General features: G+C 67.2%; 15 protein-coding genes. 9 read left to right on the forward strand and 6 right to left on the reverse strand.

The annotated features are described in order from the left end of the window. The first annotated feature begins 4 nt into the window (after positions 1-4). The gene (locus POM99_RS12680) at positions 5-1,564 is read left to right on the forward strand and encodes a tetratricopeptide repeat protein (RefSeq protein WP_277278362.1); all 1,560 of its coding nucleotides are present in this window, start codon (positions 5-7) and stop codon (positions 1,562-1,564) included. Between the two features lie 73 nt (positions 1,565-1,637). Then, a complete protein-coding gene (locus tag POM99_RS12685) occupies positions 1,638-2,705 on the forward strand; it encodes a CaiB/BaiF CoA transferase family protein (RefSeq protein ID WP_277278364.1) in 1,068 nt (355 codons plus the stop codon). 3 nt (positions 2,706-2,708) lie between these two features. On the opposite strand, the gene POM99_RS12690 is transcribed toward POM99_RS12685, so the two are convergent. Further along, complete coding sequence (locus POM99_RS12690) at positions 2,709-3,794, reverse strand: DUF475 domain-containing protein (RefSeq protein ID WP_277278366.1); 1,086 nt, start codon at positions 3,792-3,794, stop codon at positions 2,709-2,711. Between the two features lie 69 nt (positions 3,795-3,863). Next, positions 3,864-4,733 (reverse strand): 3-methyl-2-oxobutanoate hydroxymethyltransferase, encoded by an 870-nt coding sequence (panB, locus tag POM99_RS12695; RefSeq protein ID WP_277278368.1) that lies wholly within the window; start codon positions 4,731-4,733, stop codon positions 3,864-3,866. Positions 4,734-4,938: 205 nt separating this feature from the next. Between panB and POM99_RS12700 the strand changes: the two genes are divergently transcribed. Next, a complete protein-coding gene (locus POM99_RS12700) occupies positions 4,939-6,462 on the forward strand; it encodes an amino acid permease (protein WP_277278526.1) in 1,524 nt (507 codons plus the stop codon). A gap of 76 nt (positions 6,463-6,538) precedes the next feature. On the opposite strand, the gene POM99_RS12705 is transcribed toward POM99_RS12700, so the two are convergent. After that, positions 6,539-7,021: a pyridoxamine 5'-phosphate oxidase family protein gene (locus POM99_RS12705; protein ID WP_277278370.1), complete on the reverse strand. Its 483-nt coding sequence runs from the start codon at positions 7,019-7,021 to the stop codon at positions 6,539-6,541. A 218-nt stretch (positions 7,022-7,239) separates the two neighbouring features. On the opposite strand from POM99_RS12705, the gene POM99_RS12710 reads away from it, so the two are divergent. Further along, positions 7,240-7,995, forward strand: coding sequence for a hypothetical protein (locus POM99_RS12710; RefSeq protein ID WP_277278372.1), 756 nt, complete (start codon positions 7,240-7,242; stop codon positions 7,993-7,995). Next, positions 7,946-9,493 carry a DUF6504 family protein gene (locus POM99_RS12715; protein WP_277278374.1) on the forward strand — a complete coding sequence of 516 codons (1,548 nt, stop codon included), beginning with the start codon at positions 7,946-7,948 and terminating at the stop codon, positions 9,491-9,493. The genes POM99_RS12710 and POM99_RS12715 overlap by 50 nt, the downstream gene beginning before the upstream one ends. Positions 9,494-9,548: 55 nt before the next feature. Here the strand turns inward: POM99_RS12715 and POM99_RS12720 are convergent, their stop codons facing one another. Beyond that, positions 9,549-10,445, reverse strand: a complete 897-nt coding sequence (locus POM99_RS12720) for an alpha/beta fold hydrolase (protein ID WP_277278528.1) — start codon at positions 10,443-10,445, stop codon at positions 9,549-9,551. 118 nt (positions 10,446-10,563) lie between these two features. Between POM99_RS12720 and POM99_RS12725 the strand changes: the two genes are divergently transcribed. From POM99_RS12725 to POM99_RS12735, 3 genes are read left to right on the forward strand one after another with little or no spacing between them, the layout of a single operon-like run. Beyond that, positions 10,564-11,811: a putative DNA modification/repair radical SAM protein gene (locus POM99_RS12725; protein ID WP_277278375.1), complete on the forward strand. Its 1,248-nt coding sequence runs from the start codon at positions 10,564-10,566 to the stop codon at positions 11,809-11,811. Next, complete coding sequence (locus tag POM99_RS12730; RefSeq protein WP_277278377.1) at positions 11,808-13,244, forward strand: UdgX family uracil-DNA binding protein; 1,437 nt, start codon at positions 11,808-11,810, stop codon at positions 13,242-13,244. The genes POM99_RS12725 and POM99_RS12730 overlap by 4 nt, the downstream gene beginning before the upstream one ends. A 3-nt stretch (positions 13,245-13,247) precedes the next feature. Then, positions 13,248-16,658, forward strand: coding sequence for an error-prone DNA polymerase (locus tag POM99_RS12735; RefSeq protein ID WP_277278379.1), 3,411 nt, complete (start codon positions 13,248-13,250; stop codon positions 16,656-16,658). Here POM99_RS12735 and POM99_RS12740 read toward each other — a convergent pair. Further along, positions 16,652-17,434 carry an energy transducer TonB gene (locus tag POM99_RS12740; protein WP_277278381.1) on the reverse strand — a complete coding sequence of 261 codons (783 nt, stop codon included), beginning with the start codon at positions 17,432-17,434 and terminating at the stop codon, positions 16,652-16,654. The two genes, POM99_RS12735 and POM99_RS12740, sit on opposite strands and share 7 nt — an antisense overlap. A gap of 68 nt (positions 17,435-17,502) precedes the next feature. Continuing rightward, positions 17,503-20,301 carry a coiled-coil domain-containing protein gene (locus tag POM99_RS12745; RefSeq protein ID WP_277278383.1) on the reverse strand — a complete coding sequence of 933 codons (2,799 nt, stop codon included), beginning with the start codon at positions 20,299-20,301 and terminating at the stop codon, positions 17,503-17,505. Positions 20,302-20,372: 71 nt separating this feature from the next. Here POM99_RS12745 and POM99_RS12750 point away from each other — a divergent pair, with 71 nt between their 5' ends. Continuing rightward, complete coding sequence (locus POM99_RS12750; protein ID WP_277278385.1) at positions 20,373-20,681, forward strand: Hpt domain-containing protein; 309 nt, start codon at positions 20,373-20,375, stop codon at positions 20,679-20,681. The last annotated feature ends 32 nt before the right edge of the window (positions 20,682-20,713 follow it).

A 20,713-nucleotide genomic window follows, 5' to 3' on the forward strand; every position in this document is an offset into this window, starting at 1 on the left:
GCTGATGCTGGCAGTGCTGGCCACCGGGCCGGCGCTGGGCGGGGAATCGCGTCTGGATGCGGTGCGACGGCAGGCGGCGGCGGCGCTGGAACGGCGCGATCCGATTGCGGCCGAAGTCCCCCTGCGCGAGGCGATCCGCCAGGGTGTGCCCGCCGATGCCGTGCGCGCGCAGCTGGCGCAGGCGCTGCTGGCGCGCAATGACCGGCGCGAGGCGCGCAAGGTGCTGGGCGAAGGCGGTTTCGCGCCCGACACGGTCGAGCTTGGCTGGCGGATCAAGGGGCAGCTGGAACTGGCCGAGGGCAACCTTGGCGCTGCGGCGCAGGCCTTTGACGAGGCGCTGAAAATTGATCCGCAGGATTCGGACCTGTGGGTCCAGATCGCCTCGATGCGATTCACGGCGGGCGAACAGGCGCTGTCGATCGAAGCGGCCGAACAGGCGGTGCAGCTTGGCCCCCGCAACCCGCGCGCGCTGGCGCTGCGGGGGATGCTGATCCGCGAACAGTTCGGGCTGGCGGCGGCGCTGCCGTGGTTCGAGGCGGCGCTGGGCGTGCTGCCCGATGATCCCGCGCTGCTGGGCGAATATGCCGCCACGCTGGGCGACATGGGCAAGTATCGCGACATGCTGGTGGTGTGCCGCAAGCTGGCGCTGGTCGATCCCAAGAACCCGCGCCCGCTGTTCCAGCAGGCTGTGCTAGCGGCGCGGGCAGGCAAGACCGACCTGGCGCGCGCCATCCTGTTGCGGACAGGCAGCGCGTTTCGCGACATGCCGGCGGCGATCCTGCTGAACGGCATCCTGGAATACCGCGCAGGCAACACCAACCTGGCGGTGGAGCAGTTCGACCGGCTGGTGCGGCTGCAGCCCGACAATCTGCAGGCGCGTGCGCTCCTCGCCCGGGCGCTGGCGCGGCAGGGGGACTGGCGGCAACTGGCGCAGCGCTTCGATGCCGATGCGCAGTCAGCTTTCGCGCGGCCATATCTGAAGATGCTGGTGGGGCAGGCTTGGGTCCGGCTGGGGCAGAAGGAGCGCGGGCAGGCGCTGATCGCCGCAGCTGGCAGGGCTGGCCCGATGCCTTATACGCCGATCCGCGCCGATGCACCGCTGGCGGTTCTTGCGCTGCGCTATACCGATGCGCCCAACTTCGCGTCCAATGCGGTGCCCTATATCCGCGCGCTGCTGGCGGCGGGGCAGGGCGTGGAAGCACAGGTGGTGGCCGACAGGCTGCGCGATGCCAATCCCGGCGCAGCCGAGGCCAACCTGTTGGCGGGTGACGTGCGCATGATGCGTGGCGATGCGGCGCACGCGCTGGTGGATTACGGCAACGGCGCCGCGATCCGGTTCAACGAGCCGGTGCTGTGGCGCATGGATGCCGCGCTGCGCGCGCTGGGCCGCGCGGCCGACGCGGATTCGATGACATCGCGCTATCTGCTGCAGAACCCCAACAGCGTGTCCGCGATGAAGCTGCTGGCGGCAAGCTGGACGCAGGGCCCGCATCAAGCCGCGGGGCCAGCGATGAAGGCAGCACTGATGGCGCGCGGCATTCCCCTTTCCGCCACATCGCAATGAATTCCGCCGGTTGACGGCAACGCGCCGCTGCGCCAAACGGAATTCAATTGATCGATTAAATTTGGAGGATGGGATGCCTGGCGCGCTGGAAGGCCTTACCGTGATCGAATTCGCCGGCATCGGGCCCGGCCCCTTCGCCTGCATGATGCTGGCCGATCATGGCGCGCGCGTGATCCGTATCGAACGACCGTCGAAGGGTGACCGGGTGGGCGACGATGGCGAGCGGGATATCCTCAATCGCAACCGGGAGCGCCTTGAACTCGATCTCAAGGACCCGGCGGCGATTGCCCGTATCCGCGAGCTGGTGAAAGGGGCCGACGCCATTATCGAAGGCTATCGCCCCGGGGTGATGGAGCGGCTGGGGCTGGGGCCTGACGTGCTGCTGGCAGACAACCCGCGTCTCGTCTTTGGCCGCATGACCGGCTGGGGGCAGGACGGCCCGATGGCGCCGCTGGCCGGGCACGACATCAATTACATTTCCATCGCCGGTGCGCTGCACACCTATGGCCAGGCGGGCGGCAAGCCGCAGTTCCCCGTGAATGCGGTGGGCGACTTCGGCGGTGGTGGCATGCTGATGGCCTTCGCGGTGATGGCCGGCGTCTTTTCCGCGCAGCGCACGGGCAAGGGGCAGGTGATCGACTGCGCGATGGTGGATGGCGCGGCGATCCTTTCCGCGATGACATGGTCCTTCTTCGGCAATGGCACCTGGCAGGACGAACGCGGAGTGAACCTGCTCGATGGCGGGGCCCACTTCTATGACACCTATGAAACGGCGGATGGCAAGTGGATCTCCATCGGCTCGATCGAGCCGCAGTTCTATGCGCTGCTTATGGAAGCGACCGGTCTGAAGGATGATCCGGCGTTTGCCGCGCAGATGGACCCGCGCCAGTGGCCCGACCTGAAGCAGCGGCTGACCGCGCTGTTCAAGACAAAGAGCCGTGATGAATGGTGCGCGATCATGGATGGCACCGACATCTGTTTCGCTCCCGTGCTCAGCCTTGCCGAGGCGCCGGCCCACCCACACAATGCCGCGCGCGGTACTTTCGTTGAGGAAGGCGGCATGATCATGCCGGCCCCGGCGCCGCGCTTCACCGGCACGCCTGCACCCGCACCGAGGCTGGCGCCGCAACCGCTGGCTTGAGCGTCAGTCCGCCCGGACGGCGGCTTCGATCTCGGCGTCCGGGTACTTGCGCTTGTGGCGGACCGACCACCACAGCGAGAGGCCGATCAGTGCCGCGCCGATCAGGCCGGTGATGGTTTCCGGGATTTCCCACCGCGCCGATGCAAGCATGATGCCGCCAAGGGCGACGATCGCCCAGAAGGCGCCGTGCTCCAGATAGCGGTATTCCGCCAGCGTGCCCTGCTTCACCAGCAGCAGCGTGAGCGAACGCACGAACATCGCGCCGATCGAAAGGCCCAGCGCGATCACCACCATGTTGTTGGACAGGGCAAAGGCGCCGATCACGCCATCGAAGCTGAACGAGGCGTCGAGCACGTTGAGATACAGGAAGCCGCCAAGGCCCGACCGCACGACCATGCCCGCGGCCTTCTGTGCCTCCTCGCGCATTTCCAGCACGGTGCCGATGGCTTCCACCGCGATGAAAGACACGATGCCCAGCGTGCCGGCCACCATGAACACCAGCGCTTCATGCTGGGGCAGCAACAGCGAAACACCCCACAGCGCCAGCAGCAGCAGCGCGATTTCCGCCGCCTTGATGTTCGAGATCAGCGCCAGCTTTTCCTCGATCACGGTGATCCAGTGCACGTCCTTCTCCCCATCGAAGAAGAACGACAGGCCGACCATGGCAAGGAACGCGCCGCCAAAGCCGGCGATGCCGATGTGCGCGCCGCTGACGATTTCCTCGTAGCGCTTCGGTTCGGTCAGCGAGAGGTGCAGCGCGTCGACCGGGCCGATCCCGGCGGCGATCGCCACGATGGCCAGCGGGAACACGATGCGCATGCCGAACACGGCGATCAGCATGCCCCAGGTGAGGAAGCGCTTCTGCCAGACCTCGTCCATCTCATCGAGCACCGCGGCATTGACCACTGCGTTGTCGAACGAGAGCGAGATTTCCAGCACCGACAGGACGATGACGATCCACACCAGGCCGGCTGTGGCGCTGGCCGAGCCTGTCTGGAGCCAGCCGTAGGCCACCGCCGCCGCCAGGCAGACGAGGGTGAAGAGGATCGATCCCTTGAAGTTCTGAAGCAAGGCGCGTGTTCCTGCCATGACGGTCGCCCGCTCCTTTAACGGCGCAGGCGCTTCACGCAATCCTGCGCCGGGGGGAAAGGTCCCGGACTATTTGGGCTGGTAGGTCTGTTCCACGCCGGGGAATGTGCGGGCGCGCACCTCTTCGGCATAGGCGATGGCGGCGCGTTCGATCACATCGCCAACGTTTTCGTAGATCTTCACGAAGCGGGGCACGCGTTCGAACATGCCGATCATGTCGTCGATCACCAGCACCTGGCCATCGCACTGTGCGCTGGCGCCGATGCCGATGGTCGGGCACGGGATGGCCTGCGTGATGGCCACCGCGATGGGCTCCACCACGCCTTCCACCACCACCGCAAAAGCGCCGGCCTCGGCCAGAGCCTTGGCGTCGCCCACGATCTTGGCCGCTTCGGCCTCGCTGCGGCCGCGCGCGTTATAGCCGCCCAGAACGTTCACGGCCTGCGGTGTCAGGCCGACATGGCCCATCACCGGGATGCCACGGCGGGTGAGGAAGGCCACGGTTTCGGCCATGGCCTCTCCGCCTTCCAGCTTGATCGCGGCACAGCCGGTTTCCTTGAGCACGCGCGATGCGCTGGCGAAGGCCTGCTCGGGCGATGCTTCATAGGTGCCGAACGGCATGTCGACCACCACGGCCGAATGATACGATCCGCGCACCACGGCGGCCCCGTGGGCGATCATCATGTCGAGCGTGACCGGCACGCTGGAAGGCAGGCCATAGATCACCTGACCCAGCGAATCCCCCACCAGCAGCAGGTCACAATGCGGATCCAGCAGTTGGGCCTGCCGCGCGGTGTAGGCGGTCAGCATCACGATCGGCTGTTCGGTCACCCCGTCCTTCTTGCGCTGGCGCACGGCCGGAATGGTCAGCCGCTTCATCGGCGCAGGAGTCGGGTTCGCGCGGCTCGTCGATGTATCGAGCTGGAAGGTGGTGGACATGGGCTGGCTCCTTTTCCTGCAGACCTTCCCTGGGGGACCAGCCTTCTAGACGATAGCGCCTGCGGGGCAAGCGCAACGCGACTGGGGAAAAAGCGCTTTGCGTGCGCCATGGGTGCGGCTAGCGTTGGGGCCATGAACCTGGTTGCCGGTGCAACCGCTTGGCCACGGGGGCGTGGCCGATGTACCGGGCCGCAGGTGGGAGATCCTGATGTTTGGACGCGTCAAACCGCTCGACGCCATTCTAGCCACTGCCGAGAAAAAGTCGCTTCACCGCTCGCTCGGCGCCTTTCAATTGACCATGCTCGGGGTCGGCGCCGTGATCGGCACGGGCATCTTCGTGCTGACGGCAGAGGCCGCGCAGAAGGCGGGGCCGGGCATGATGCTCAGCTTCGTCATCGCCGGCTTCGTCTGCGCCGTGGCGGCGCTGTGCTATGCCGAAATGGCCTCGATGGTGCCGGTTTCCGGCTCCGCCTATACCTACAGCTATGCCGTGATGGGTGAACTGGTCGCCTGGATGGTCGGCTGGGCGCTGATCCTGGAATACGCGGTTGCCGCAGGGGCGGTCAGCGTCGGCTGGTCCGGCTATGTCGTCGGCCTGATCGAGAACATCTTTCATATCGACATACCCGATCTTCTGGTGCGCGGTCCGTATGATGGCGGTCTGGTGAACCTTCCGGCGATGCTGATTGCCGGCCTGGTCACCTGGCTGTTGGTGATCGGCACCAAGGAAAGCGCTTCGGTCAACGCCGTGCTCGTGGCGATCAAGGTGTCGGCGCTGACGCTTTTCGTCGCGCTGGCCCTGCCGGTCATGAAGATGCAGAATTTCGAGCCCTTCGCCCCGCTGGGCTTTGGCGGCATCGGTGCGGCGGCGGCTTCGATCTTCTTTGCCTATGTCGGCTTCGATGCGGTTTCCACTGCGGCGGAAGAGACCAAGAACCCCCAGCGCAACATGCCGATCGGCCTGATCGGCAGCCTTGGCATCTGCACGATCTTTTACCTGCTGGTTGCGGCGGGCGTGATCGGTTCGATTGGCGCTCAGCCTATGCTCGATGCATCGGGCGTGGGCATGGAGCCGGGCAGCCGTGAACTGGCGGCGCAGTGCGCAAGCATCAGCGATCAGGCCGTGGTCTGCTCCAAGGAAGCGCTGGCCTGGACCCTGCGCGAAATCGGCTGGCCGCAGATCGGCAACCTTGTCGGCCTCGCCGCCGGTCTGGCGCTGCCCTCGGTCATCCTGATGATGATGTTCGGGCAGACGCGCATCTTCTTCGTGATGAGCCGCGACGGGCTGTTGCCCGAATCGTTTTCCAGGATCCACCCGACCTACAACACGCCGCATGTGATCACGATCATCACCGGTGTGTTCGTGGCCCTGTTCGCCGCGTTCTTCCCGGTGGGGCTGCTGGCCAACATCTCCAACTCGGGCACTTTGTTCGCGTTTGCTGCGGTGTCGATCGCGGTGGTGGTGATCCGTCGGAATGAACCGAAACGGCATCGTCCGTTCCGCACGCCGGCAATCTATGTGACCGCGCCCCTGTCGCTGGCGGGTTGCCTCTACCTCTTCTACAAGCTCGATCCGAAGAGCCAGATGCTGTTCGTGATCTGGGCGGTGATCGGCCTGGTGGTCTATTTCGCCTACAGCCGCAGCCGCAGCCATGTGGGCCGTGGCTTGGTGGAAGTGCACGAGGAAGACGCCGACGTGCCGCCGCAGCCGGTACCGCCGATCGACTGATCGCAATCCGCCGGCACATACAGAAAGGGCCGCTTCCACCGGGAAGCGGCCCTTTTCGTTTGGCCAGAGGCTCTGGTCAGAGCGTGGTTTCGGTAAAGCCGCCCTTGATGGACTTGGTCACGTCCATGCCCAGCGCCATCTTCACGGTGTTCAACGCGCCCAGTTCACCCGCCCAGATTGACGCGTCGCCCAGGTTCATGCGCAGCATCAGCAGGTCGGGCGCATCCTTGCCGCCGGGAAACCACGCCTCCACGAAGTTGTTCCAGTGCTCGTCCAGCACTTCGCGGCTGGTTTCTTCCACCAGAACGCCGTGAAAGCGGGCGAAGACATCATGGCCCTTGCTGGCGAAGGTGGCGGTGGCCCCGCCCATCGCGGCAAAGCGGTTGGACCGGTTGGTGAAGAACCAGATTGCGCTGTTGGCGTCCTTGTCCAGCTGCGCGGTCATCGGCGCGGCCGAATCCGGATCGTCGTCCAGCTGCAGCATCACATAGGGGGAGGCGGCCATCGCCTTCCAGAACTTGTCCTTCAGCTCCTGCGGGTCGCCCTGGTCGTACTTCATCGGTTTGCCTTTCGTTTTCCGGATCTTGACCGGGCAACGGCAGGGCGCGGGGCTGGTTCCGATCCCCGCCTCTTGGGGCGATCTGTGGACAGCATGTGGACAAGGCCGTGGGTAAACCCGTGGGCAAGGCTGGGGAGAATGCACCCGGAATGGCGCGAGGGGTGGATTGCGTACTGATGAAAACGGAACATAATAAGAACAAACGAGTCGATTCGCCCATGGACCTTGCTTCTCTTCCTTCTTCGCTTGCCGGTGTCGTGCGCGGCCTTGGCGCTTCTGCGCATGTCGCGCGCTGGCAACCCGGCGTGCCCGCACCCTGCCGCCATGGAGAGATCTTCGCCTCCATGGGTGAGGCCAGCGGGGCCGGGCTGGCGCTCGCCTTGGCGCGCGATGCCCTGGCGCTCGGGCCGGATGACCAGCGCGCCTGGCTGTGGGTGCAGGACAAGGCGGCGCTGCGCCTTTCGGGCCGGCCCTATCGCCCCGGGCTGCCCACACCCTTGCGCCATCGCCTGATCCATGTGGCGGCGGAAAAGCCCGAGGACGCGCTGTTCGCGCTGGAGGAAGGGCTGCGCTGCCGCGATCTCGCCTTCGTGATCGGGGAGATTGCCGGCAATCCCCGCGCGCTGGATTTCACCGCTTCGCGCCGGCTCAGCCTCGCCGTCGAAAAGCACGGCGTGCCACTGTGGCTGGTGCGGCTCGATGCGCGGCGCGATCTCGGCTCGGCCCGCATGCGCTGGCAGGTGGAGGCGGCGCCTTCGCCCCCGCCGCGCTGGAACCCGCAGGCGCCCGGCGCCGCCAGCTGGCGCGCCGAACTCTTCCGTTCCCACACTTTCCAGCCCGGACAATGGACCCTGCGCGATGACGGCCTCTCTCTCGCAGCCGACCAGCCTGCCATCATTGACCCCACCCCCGGCACGCCGGATCATGGCGATCTGGTGCATGCACCTGGCGGTCGATCGCTGGCGGCTTCTTGAAGGCTGCGCGCCGGGGCAGGGGCCTGATGCCGCTCCGCTGGCGCTGATTGCCGAAACCGCGCACGGCCCGCGCATCGATGCCGCCAACGCTGCAGGCCTTGCCGCCGGGGCGCAGCCGGGTATGCGCCTCACCGATGCGCGTGCGCTCTGTCCCGATCTCGCCGTCCACCCCTCCGATCCGGCGGGCGATCTCGCCTTCCTTGAAAAGCTGGCGCTGTGGGCGCAGCGCTGGGGGCCGTGGAGCGCGCTCGATCCGCCCGATGGCCTGATCGTCGATGCCACCGGCGTCGCGCATCTGTTCGGCGGAGAGGCGGCGCTGCTGGCCGATGCCCGTGCCCGGCTGGCGGCGCGGGGCCTTGCCGCGCGGGTGGCACTGGGCCCCACCGCCGGTGCGGCCTGGGCGCTGGCGCACTTCGGCCGGGCCGATGATCCCAAGGGGGGCGCCATCCTCGAAGCCGGGCCCGACCTGTTCGATCACCTCTCGATGCTCCCCGTCGCGGCGCTGCGGCTGGATGACGATGTCCTGCTCCTGCTGCGCCGCCTTGGCCTCAAGCGGCTGGGCGACCTTTCGGGCATCGCGCGCGAAAGCCTTGCCCGCCGTTTTCGCAATCGCCGCGCGCCTGCCGCCAATCCGCTGGTGCGGCTGGATCAGCTGCTCGGCCTCGTGCCCGAACCGCTGCTGCCGGTGCTCGGCCGCCCGGTGCCGATGGTGCAGCGCCGCCTGATGGAGCCGATCCGCCACCGCCCGCTGCTCGATCGCGTGGTGGCTGACCTTGCCGCCGATATGGCGCGCCAGCTCGAAGGGCTGGGGCAGGGCGCCCGCCGTCTCGAACTCGCGCTGTGGAAGGTGGATGGCGATGTGCTGCTGCGCCGGCTGGAACTGGCCGCGCCCACGCGTGAGGCCGCCCACGTCTGTCGCCTCTTCGCCGCCCGGCTCGATGATCTCGACGTCGGCTTCGGCATCGAACTGGTGCGCATGGCCGCACCGTGGACCGAACCGCTCGCGCTGGCGCAGGCCGATCTCGATGCGGCGGCCGAACGCCATGGCACCAGCCTTGCCGCCTGTGTCGATCGGCTGTCGGTCCGCCTTGGCCCGCAGGCGGTGCGCCGCCCCGTGCCTCACGCCAGCCACCTGCCCGAACGCGCCCAACGCTGGGTGCCGCCGCTCGATCCGCCCGGTTCACAGGAAGAGTTCGCTTTCCATGCCAGGCCCTTGAAAATGCTGGACCGGCCCGAACAGATCGGCGTGATCTACGCCGCGCCTGATGGCCTGCCTCGCATGTTCCGCTGGCGGGGCAACATCCACGAAGTTGCCCGTGCCGAAGGGCCTGAACGCATTGCGCCCGAATGGTGGCGCGAACGCTCCACCACCCGGTTGCGCGATTACTACCGTATCGAGGACCAGGCCGGCCGCCGCTACTGGATCTATCGCCTCGGCCTGCCAGACGATGGGCGCGGCGGCATGCCGCAATGGTTCCTCCAGGGGCTATGTGCCTGATTTTCCCACTCACGTGGGCCGGTGCCGCCCCTGTTTCAGCCTGGCTGAAACCGCTTCAAAGCACCGGCGGCACCATTGCGCTGGCGGTCACCGCGTCGATCACCTCATGATCGCCCGCCTCGGGCGTGCGGCCGGAAAGGAAGGCCAGCAGGTCGCCGATCAGGCGGTCGGTCTGCGTGGCAAACACGCCATGCGGCTCGCCATCGTATTCCAGCAGCGTGGCATGGGGTACGGCGCGCACCACCGCATGGGCCGTCGCCTTGATCGGCACGGTGGCGTCTGCGGTGCCGTGGATCACCAGCGTCGGCACGGTGAACGCGGGCAGGTCGTCGCGGAAATCGGTGGTGGCGAAGGCCTGCGCTGCAGCCAGCGTCGGACGCAGCCCGGCCATCATCGCCATGGCCCACGAATGCTGCAGCACCTCTTCCGAAACCGGCTTGCTCAGCAGACCCACGCCATAGAAGTCGCGGAAGAACTGGCCCATGAACTTGGCCCGGTCCTCCAGCATGCCCTCGGTCATCTGCGCAAAGACCTGCGGGTCCACGCCGTCGGGATTGTCGTCCGTCTTCGGCATATAGGGCACCACCGAGGAGACCAGCGCCACCCGCGCCACGCCGCGGCCACCATGGCGCGAAAGATAGCGCGCCACTTCGCCGCCACCCATGGAAAAACCCACCAGCGCAGCGCCCTGGCTTACGCCGAATGCGGTCATGACGTCACTCAGGTCGTCGGCAAAGGTGTCATAGTCGTATCCGCCCGATGGCTGGTCGGAACGGCCGAAGCCCCGCCGGTCATAGGCGATGGCGCGAAAGCCGGCTTCGGCCAGCGCATGGCTCACCGGGTCCCACGAATCGCCCGAAAGCGGCCAGCCGTGGATCAGGATCACGGGCGGCCCGTCACCCCAGGCCTTGGCATAAAGGCGCGTCCCGTCACGGGTTTCGATCATCGGCATGGCAGTCTCCGTCTCGTCCCGTCCGTGGCCCCCAACCATGCGCATCCCGCCCGGTTCCGCACACCGCTTGTCCACAGGGGCACTGGTCATCGCAGAAACTGGAACGTATAAAGAACAAATGTCGCAACCCACTGTTCTGGAACGTCTCGAGATCCTGGCCGATGCCGCCAAGTACGACGCCTCCTGCGCCTCGTCCGGCACGTCCAAGCGCAACAGCAAGGGCGGAAAGGGCATCGGCTCCACCGAGGGCATGGGCATCTGCCACGCCTATGCGCCCGATGGTCGCTGCATCTCGCTGCTGAAGATACTGCTGACCAACCACTGCGTGTTCGATTGCCATTATTGCGTGAACCGCAAGAGCTCGAACGTGCGCCGCGCGCGCTTCACCCCGCAGGAAGTGGTGGACCTGACGCTGGCCTTCTACCGTCGCAACTACATCGAGGGGCTGTTCCTCTCCTCGGGCATCGTCAAGAGCGGCGATCATACGATGGAACAGCTGATAGAAGTCGCGCGCATCCTGCGGGAAGAGCACGATTTTCGTGGCTACATCCACCTCAAGACGATTCCCGAGGCCGACGCTGAACTGGTCGCCCGCGCCGGGCTCTATGCCGATCGCGTGTCGATCAACGTGGAACTGCCCACCGTGGCGGGCCTCACCCGCCTGGCGCCCGACAAGTCCGCGCCGCGCATCGAAGGCGCGATGACCACCATCCGCAGCGCCATCGTGGAATCGAAGGATGCCCGCAAGCGCTTCAGGAACGCGCCGAAATTCGCACCCGCGGGCCAGTCCACGCAGATGATCGTGGGTGCCGATGCCGCCAGCGATGCCGATATCGTCGGCCGCGCCGGCGCGCTCTATGATCGCTTCGGCCTGCGCCGCGTCTATTATTCGGCCTTCAGCCCCATCCCGGACGCCAGCGCGGTCCTGCCGCTGCAGCGTCCACCGCTGGTGCGCGAACACCGGCTGTACCAGTCCGACTGGCTGATCCGTTTCTATGGCTTCACCCCGGCCGAAGTGGGGCAGGCGGCCGATCCCGGCGGCATGCTGCCTCTGGATATCGATCCCAAGCTCGCCTGGGCGCTGAAGTTCCGTGATCGCTTTCCGGTTGACGTCAACCGCGCCCCGCGTGAGGCGCTGCTGCGCGTACCGGGGCTGGGGGTGAAGGCGGTCAACGCCATCATCGCGGCGAGGCGGCAGCGCACCCTGCGGCTGGACGATGTGGCGCGGCTGACCGTGTCGGTGGTCAAGCTGCGCCCCTTCATCGTCACCGCAGACTGGCGCCCGGTGCTGCTCACCGACCGGGCGGACCTGCGCCCGGTGGTCGCGCCCAAGGCGGCGCAGCAGCTTGAACTGTTTGCGGCATGAAGCCGTTTCGTGACATGCGCATTGCCGAAGGCTATCTGGCGTCGCTGGCCGAGCCGGACGATTTCGACGGCTGGCGCGATGTGGCGCGGCGGCTGGTGCAGGCAGACGTGCCGCCCGATCGCGTGGCGTGGGATGTTCCGGGCGGGCAGGGGGCGGATCTCTTCGCCACCGGCAGCCGCCGCCTGCCGGTTCCGCGCCCCGATGCACCGCAACCGCGCGCCTCGGTGCGATTCGTGCAGGTTGCCAAGAGCGCCATCCTTCATTCTGATCCTACACGCTTTTCGCTGCTTTATCGCCTGCTCTGGCGGCTGCAGGCCAACCCGCGCCTGATGGATGATGCCGCCGATGCCGATGTGCGTGTGGTGGAGGCGCTGGCCCGCACCGTGCGGCGCGATATTCACAAGATGCGCGCCTTCGTGCGCTTTCGCAGCATGGCCGAACCCGATGGCGGCGAACGTTTCGTCGCCTGGTTCGAACCCGAACACCACATCCTGCGCGCCAATGCCGGCTTCTTCGTCCGCCGCTTCACCACCATGCACTGGTCGATCCTGACACCGCAGGGCGCCTTGCACTGGGATGGAGAAACCCTGCTCGAAGGGCCGCCCGCCACGCGTGCCGATGCGCCCTCGGGGGATCCGGTGGAGGCGCTGTGGCGCGGCTACTATGCGTCGATCTTCAACCCTGCGCGTTTGAAGATCGGGGCCATGCTCAAGGAAATGCCCCGCAAGTACTGGAAAAACATGCCGGAGGCGGCGCTGATCCCGCAGCTTGTCGCCACGGCGCAGGCGCGCGAGGCGACGATGGTGGAAAAGGGTGCGATCGATTTCGGCGAAAGGCCGCACAGCCTTTCCGGCATTGCCGATGCCATCCAGGCCTGCCGCCGCTGCCCGATCGGTTGCAACGGCACCAATGCCGTGGCGGGAGAGGGGGCAGATCACGCGGCGCTGATGATCGTGGGCGAACAGCCGGGCGATACCGAGGAGCAGCAGGGGCGGCCCTTCGTCGGCCCCGCAGGCCGCCTGCTGCGCAGCCATCTGGAGCAGGTGGGGATATCGGATTCAAAAGCTTATGTGACCAATGCGGTAAAGCACTTCAAGTTCACCGATCGCGGAAAGCGGCGGTTGCACCAGTCACCCACCGCCAAGGAGATCGACACCTGCCGCTGGTGGCTGGATGGCGAACGCGCGCTGGTCCGCCCCCGGCTGATCCTTGCCCTGGGTGCCAGCGCTGCCCGCAGCCTTCTGGGCAAGACCGTGTCCGTCCAGAAGGAACGAGGTGTCGCGCATCCGCTGGACGATGGCGCGGAACTGTGGATCACCACGCACCCCAGCTACCTGCTGCGCCTGCAGGATGATGGCCGCACCACTGAAGAACGCCGCTTTTCCGAAGACCTGCAACGCGTTGCCGCGCGTATCGCAGAACTGGCGGGATGATCCGTGCCAGAGGGGCCGCTCACCCCGGACCGCCGCCGGCTTGAGCCTGAGGAGGGCGCACCGCTGCCACGTGCGCCCTTCGTCGAACTGGGCGTGGCAAGCTGCTTTTCCTTCCTGCGTGGCGCGTCGGACCCGGTTGACCTGGTGGTGGCAGCGCGGCGGCTGGGTTATGACGCCCTTGGCATTGCCGACGTCAATTCCATGGCGGGCGTGGTGCGCCTGCATACCGAAGCCACTGCACTGCGCCTGCGCACGGTGATCGGCTGCCGGATCGAGACGGTGGAAGGTCTCGCCTTCCTGGCCTATCCGGTCGATCGCGCCGCTTATGGCCGTCTCTGCCGGCTAATCTCGGCGGGGCGCATGGCCACGCTGGACGGCGAATGGCAGGCCAAGGGGCAGTGCCACATCGATCTGGCCATGTTGGCCGCCCATGCCGAGGGTGTGCAGTTGATCCTGTTGCCGCCAGGCCATCTGGATCAGGTGTTTACGATCGAAACCGCAGGCAATGTGGTAAGTCTGGAAGCGGGCGGGAAAGCCTTGCCCACAACCTTGTCCCGCCCTTTTGCCGAACTTGTCCCCGATCTTGTCCACAGGTTTTCCACACTGCGCCATCTTGGCGCCACGCTGGTCCACGGGGGTGACGACATGGCGCGGATCGCCGCGCTCGATGCGCTGGCGCGCGACAACGGCCTGTCGCTGCTCGCCACCAACGACGTGCTCTATCACGAACCCGCGCGCCGCCCATTGCATGACGTGATGACCGCGATCCGCCACAAGACCACCGTGGCGCGGGCCGGGCACCTGCTGCAGCCCAATGCCGAACGGCATCTCAAGTCGCCCGAGGAGATGCTCCGCCTGTTCGAACGCTGGCCCCATGCCATCGCTGCGGCGCGCACGGTCGCGGATGCGTGCTGCTTCAGCCTGGATGAACTGCGCTACGAATATCCCGAGGAAATCTGTCCTGAAGGCAAGCATCCTCAGGAATGGCTTGAAGAGCTGACCTGGGCGGGAGCGGCAGGGCGCTACCCCTCTGGCGTGCCTGAAAGCGTGCGCGATACGCTGGCGCGCGAACTGGCGCTGATCGGCAAGCTGAACCTCGCCACCTATTTCCTCACCATCAAGGACATCGTCGATTTTGCGCGGAATGCCGATCCGCCGATCCTGTGCCAGGGACGCGGTTCGGCGGCCAATTCGGCGGTGTGCTATTGCCTCGAGATCACGGCGGTCGATCCTGCCCGGCACGCCCTGCTGTTCGATCGCTTCATTTCCGAAGAGCGCAAGGAGCCGCCCGATATCGACGTCGATTTCGAGCACGAGCGGCGCGAGGAAGTGATCCAGTACATCTACCGCCGCTTCGGGCGCCAGCGCGCCGGGCTCTGCGCCACGGTGATCCATTATCGCCCGCGCATGGCCATCCGCGAGGTGGGCAAGGCGATGGGCCTGTCCGAGGACGTCACCAGCGCGCTCGCCCGCACCGTATGGGGCGGATGGGGGCGCGAAATCGGTGACCAGAACGTGGCTGAGACGGGGTTGAACGCGGCTGACCCGCACCTGAGACGGGTCCTGAAGCTGACCGAGCAGATGATCGGCATGCCCCGCCACCTGTCGCAGCACGTCGGCGGCTTCATCCTCACGCAGGGCCCGCTGACCGAGACCGTGCCCATCGGCAACGGCGCCATGGCGGACCGCAGCTTCATCGAATGGGACAAGGACGATATCGATGCGCTGGGCATCCTCAAGGTCGATGTCCTCGCGCTCGGCATGCTCACCTGCATCCGCAAGTGCCTGAACCTGCTGGAGGAACACCACGGGCGGGACCTGACGCTCGCCACTGTCCCGCGTGAGGACCCGGCCGTCTACGACATGCTGTGCAAGGGCGATTCGCTCGGTGTGTTTCAGGTGGAAAGCCGCGCGCAGATGAACATGCTGCCCCGCCTGCGCCCCCGGCAGTTCTATGATCTGGTGGTGCAGGTCGCCATCGTCCGCCCCGGCCCGATCCAGGGCGATATGGTCCACCCCTACCTGAAGCGGCGGCGGGGGGACGAGGCGGTGACCATCCCCGCGCCCCATCCCAGCCATGGCCCGCCCGATGAGCTGACCTCGATCCTCGGGCGCACCTATGGCGTGCCGATCTTCCAGGAACAGGCGATGAAGATCGCGCTCGATGCGGCGAAATTCAGCAGCCTTGAGGCCAACCGCCTGCGCAAGGCCATGGCCACCTTCCGCAGCCGGGGCATGGTCGACGAACTGCAGGACATGATGGTCGGCCGCATGATCGCGCGCGGCTACGATCCCGATTTCGCCGCGCGCTGCTTTGACCAGATCAAGGGCTTTGGCGAATACGGCTTTCCCGAAAGCCACGCCGCCAGCTTCGCCCACCTCGTCTATGTCTCGTCGTGGCTTAAGTGCCATTACCCGGCGGCCTTCGCCTGTGGCCTGCTCAATTCGCAGCCGATGGGCTTCTATGCCCCGGCGCAGATCGTGCGCGATGCGGCCGAGCACGGCGTGCGCGTGCTGCCGGTGGACGTGAACCATTCCGATTGGGACTGCACGCTTGAGCCGATGGCGAACGGCAGCATCGCGCTGCGGCTCGGCCTGCGCCAGATCGACGGATTGGCCGAACATCTTGCCGCCGCGCTCGTCTCCGCTCGGGCGGAGGGCGGGCCATTCCGCGAAGCCGCCGATCTCAAGCGCAGGGCCGGGCTGTCCCCCGCCGTGGTCGAACGGCTTGCCGCGGCCGATGCGCTCGGCTCGCTCGGCCTGTCCCGGCGGCAGGCCCTGTGGGAGGCGCGCAGCCTTGTCGCCGCGCGCGAACTGCCGCTGTTCGCCGCCATGGCGTCATCCAGCGAGGGCGCCGAGCCACGCAAGGCTGCGCTTCCGGCCATGCCGCTGTCGGAAGAGGTCGTGGCCGATTACCAGACGCAGCGCCTGTCGCTGAAGGCGCACCCCATGGCCTTCCTGCGTGCCGGTCTTGCCGAACGCGGCTTCGTGCGCGCGGTTGACCTGAAGGAGCGCAAGTTCCGATCCATGGTCAACGTGGCGGGCGTGGTGCTGGTGCGTCAGCAGCCCGGCAGCGCCAAGGGCGTGTGCTTCATCACGATCGAGGACGAGACCGGCGTGGTCAACCTCGTGATCTGGCCCGACCTGAAGGCGAAGCTGCGCAAGGTGGTGATGGGCGCACGGCTGATCGAGGTGCGCGGGCGGGTGGAGGCGGACGATGACGTGATCCACGTGATCGCCGCGCACCTCACCGACGCCAGCCACCACCTTTCCGCGCTGTCGGACGCTGACCTCATTCCCGCCATGGCCCGCGCGGACGAAGTCAACCGCCCGATCCCGGAGCGTACCGGCCCCGCCCCGCGCACCCACCCGCGCAACGTGCGCGTCATCCCCAGGTCGCGCGATTTTCACTGACCATCAGGCGCGGGGGCAGGTGGCACCTGCGCCGGCACCGGCTTGCGCCCGCTCCACCACACATGCGTTTCGCGCACCCAGTCGGGCGTCGGCCGGCCCGCCGCATCGCGCGCAGGGGAGAATACATAGCGTTCGCGCACCAGCTGGCAGGTCATGTCGTCAAGCCGGGGCACCCCGCTGCTGCGCACCACCTTGCAATCGTCCACCCGGCCCGAAATGCCGATGGTCACCGCGATCGAAACCTGCCCGCCGATCCCTGCCTTGCGCATATCGGATGGATAGTCCGAGCGGGACAGTTTGCCCCGGATCTGCCGCGCATGCACTGCAACGCCACCCCCGCCGGATCCAGCGCGATTGCCGCCCGTCCCGCTGCCGCTCCCGTTGCCCGCTCCACCTGCTCCGCTGCCCGCTCCCGTCGCTCCGTTCCCACCGCCTGTAACGGGCGCAGCCGGAACCAGCTCGGGCAGGGGAACCATGACCGGGGGCAAGACCGCCACCTCCGAAGCCTTGCGCCCCTCGGGTGCCGCCGCCGCGGCTGGCCGGGCTGCGTCGCGCAGCTTGGGCATCGGCTGCGGCGTGGCTGATGGCGTAGGAGTTGGCGAGGGGGAAGGGCGGTCCAGCGGCAGGTCCACCGCGTTCAGCTGCTGCACCACCTGCTGCACCGCGCGCCCGGCCAGGCCCGTCACCAGCGCCCAGATCGCCAGGGCATGGAGCGCGGCCACCGCAATGGCGATCACGCTGCGCTGAAAGGCATGCCGGCCGGGCGGGCGGTACAAGGCGATCTCCCACGAATGGGAGATTCAACGGCGCTGGCGGGTCAGGGTTTCACGCCTGCCCAACGCCCTCAGGTGCGCAGGCGTTCGATCCCCTGCGCCAGCGCGACATAGAGCTTGCCCATGTCTGACGAGAGCAGCGTGACGCCCAGCGCATTGCCGTCGCGGGTGGACAGCAGCTGCCGCAGCATCGCTTCGAAATCGTGGATGTAGCGGTTCACATGCTCGCGGAACTCGGCGTCGGTCTCATAGTGCTGCTGCACCGCCTTGGCCTCGGCATTGTCGAGCAGCGCCACCGCGCGCCGGGTGAAGATGCCACGGTCGCCCCGCAGATATGAAGCCCAGGCCGTTTCCGAAACGTCGGCAGACAGCACCTTGGCGATGTCGATCGCCGTGGAATTCAGCGATTCGGTGATCAGCGCGGTGCGCCGGGCCAGGTCGTTGTCGACCTGCTCTTCCGCGCGTTCGCGCGCCCGCGCCACGCGATTCTCCAGGTTCCCGGCCAGTTCGTCCACCTTGGCCAGCTGGTCGCGCATCTGGATCGCCGTGTCGCGCGCCGAAGCCGCCGTCGCGTCGATCGCCTGCTCCAGCCGCGCGATCAGTTCCGCGCCGCGGCCCTGCAGCACCCGGCCGATGGCGGCGCTGGTTTCCTCACCGATGCGGCCCGCCAGCGCCTCGATCTCGCCCGATGCGTTCTCGCCCAGCGCTTTGCCGGTCTCGTCTGCCGCCTGTGCCAGCTTGTCGATCGCGCCCGAAAGCCGCGCCTCTATGTCTGAGGAAAGGCCGTCGCTGTCTGCCCGCGCCGTTGCCAGGGCAGACCGAAGCGCCTGCAGCCGGGCTTCCTGCTCGGCGGCCTGTGCGGTGAACGCCTCGTGGATGCGCTTGATCTCGGCCAGCGCTTCGCCAAGCTCGCCACGGGTCGCACCCACGCTTTCGGACAGGCTGCGCCCGCTGTCGCCCGCTTCGCGCAGCGTGTCGCGCAGCGCCACTACGCGGTCTTCGATCTTGCCAAGGCCCGCCTCGGTGCTGCGCAGCGCTTCGGGGATCTGCGTGCGGGTATGTTCCCCACCCGCCTGGATCAGTTCGAGCAGGCGCACCGCCGAATCGGTGAGATCGGCCACCTGCCGGTCGGTGCCCGAAAGCGCGTCGCGCATGTCGACCAGCCGCTGGTTGAGCCCGGCAATGGCGCGATCCACCGTGGCCGATGTTTCCGCCCCCTGCGCGCCCGAAGCGTTGAGCGTGGCCGTGAACGCGGCCACCCTGTCGGCAATCGCGTCGCAGTGGTTGCCGAGCAGGCGCGCTTCCTCGCTCTGGCGGGCGCGCTGCTGTTCGATGGCGTTGTCCAGATCGGCCAGCTTGCGCGCCAGGTCCTCTGCCGCTTCCGCCCCGGCGGCGGCAATCGCCTGGCGCCGCTGCGAAATCGCCGCATCCAGTTCGCTGAACCGCTTGGCCAGCGCCGTGCGCTGTTCCGCCATTGCGGCTTCCAGCGACGTGCGCCGGCGCAGCACCTCGCCGTCCAGCGCGGTCGCTTCCTCCACCAGTCGGCGGGTGAGCGATGCCGCGCTTTCCTCGAATGCGGAAAGCCGCTCGCGCGATCCTGAAAGCAACCCGTCGTGATCGCGACCGATTTCCTCGATCGCGCGGCGCAGCGCCGCCACTTCGCCCTGGGCCCGTTCGCCAAAGGCGCGCAGCGCGGCCTGTTCGGACGCGGCGAGTTCCAGCCCCAGCGCGGCGCTTTCGCTCCGCAGCGATTCGAACCGGGCATGCAGCGCCGCCAGCGTGTCTTCCTCGGCCGTGGCGATCACGTCGCGCTGTCCGGCGATTTCCTGCGCCAGCGCATCGGCGCGGGCGTGCAGGGCCTGCAGCGCCTGCTCTTCCGAAGCGGAAGCCGCGCTGCGCAGGCTGGCCAGTTCCTCGCCCAGCGCCTGCGCGCGGGCGCGGATCGCAGCAAGCGCGGCCACTTCCTCGCCATCCAGGCGCGAACGGTGGGCCTCGGCCTCCTGCGCCATCGCTGCAAAACGCGCCTCGGCCAGGCTGGCAAGCTGCGTGGCGGACTGGTCGAAGGCGGTCATCGCCTCGTCCACCCGGCTGCGCACTTCAGCCACCTGTCGTTCGCTGGCAAGGCCGAATTCGTTGAGCCGCTGGAAGCCCGAGATCAGGTCTTCCAGCTGCAGGTGCGCGGTGCGCCCGGCGTTGCCGATGGAATTGGTCAGGTCCTTGGCCGAATTGGTCAGCACGGGCAGCTGGCCACGCAGCTTCTCCATGTTCTCCAGGGCGTTGGCAGACACTTCGCCAATGCGGTCGACTTGCGCGCCGTTGCCCGCGATCAGCTCCTGCAACCGGCCTGCATTGCTGCTCAGCCGCTCCACCGCCACGCGGCCCAATGATTCCAGATCGCGCGATTGCGCGGCGATGAAGTCGCGCGCCAGCGCCAATTCGGTGTTCGCGGCGGAAAGCCGCATTTCCAGCCGCTCTGATTCGACCGAAAGGCTGCGGGCGATATCGGTAAAGCGGTTGGCCTCGCGCTTGCTCGTGCGGATAGCAAGCAGCAGGCAGACCAGCACCACCAGCGTCGGGGCAGACCATGCCGCCACCAGTGCGCTCACTTGTGCCGGGGTGATCGCGCCCTGCATTTGCGGCACGTTCGCCACGATGAAAAAGCCGGTCCAGCTCAGGATCACCAGCGCGGCTGCACCGGGCGCAATCCAGTCGCGCAGCGTGGGCCGCATCGTCTCGCCAAACTCGGCATCCTCGATCTCGGCCCATTCCGTGGCGGCATCGCCCAGTTCGAGCACACTTTCGACCTCGGCCGGCTCGTTGGTTGCAGCGGCGCTCTTTTCGAGCGAGATTATCCTCGGTCCCCCGTTCATGCCCTTGTCATATCACGAAAAGGGCAAAGGGTTAAACCCCGCCTTAACTCCGATCGCGTCATAGCGGAAACATGGCTTATCTTGGCGATGCGATCGATGCTGCACTGGCGGCTGCTGCGGGTGATGATCCCGCCCTGTTCCGCGAACTGGCCCAAGCCTTTGTCGAAAGCGCAAATGCCTATCTCGATCTGCTGGAGCGTGCCCGCTGCGATGGCAACTGGTTGGTGGCTGCGCAGCGTCTGAAGAGCCTTGCCGCCAGCTTCCATGCCGCCGAATTGGTGGCATTGGCCGAGGATGCGCTGGCCGGTGCCCCGGGTGATCCCGTGGTGCTGCGGCGGTTGCGTCAACAGCTCGCCGCGCTCACCCCTGCCTCGGAATAGTCCACACCCGCGCAAGGCTGCGCTTGGCACGG

It is taken from the genome of Novosphingobium cyanobacteriorum (assembly GCF_029436685.1).
Lineage (GTDB): Bacteria > Pseudomonadota > Alphaproteobacteria > Sphingomonadales > Sphingomonadaceae > Novosphingobium > Novosphingobium cyanobacteriorum.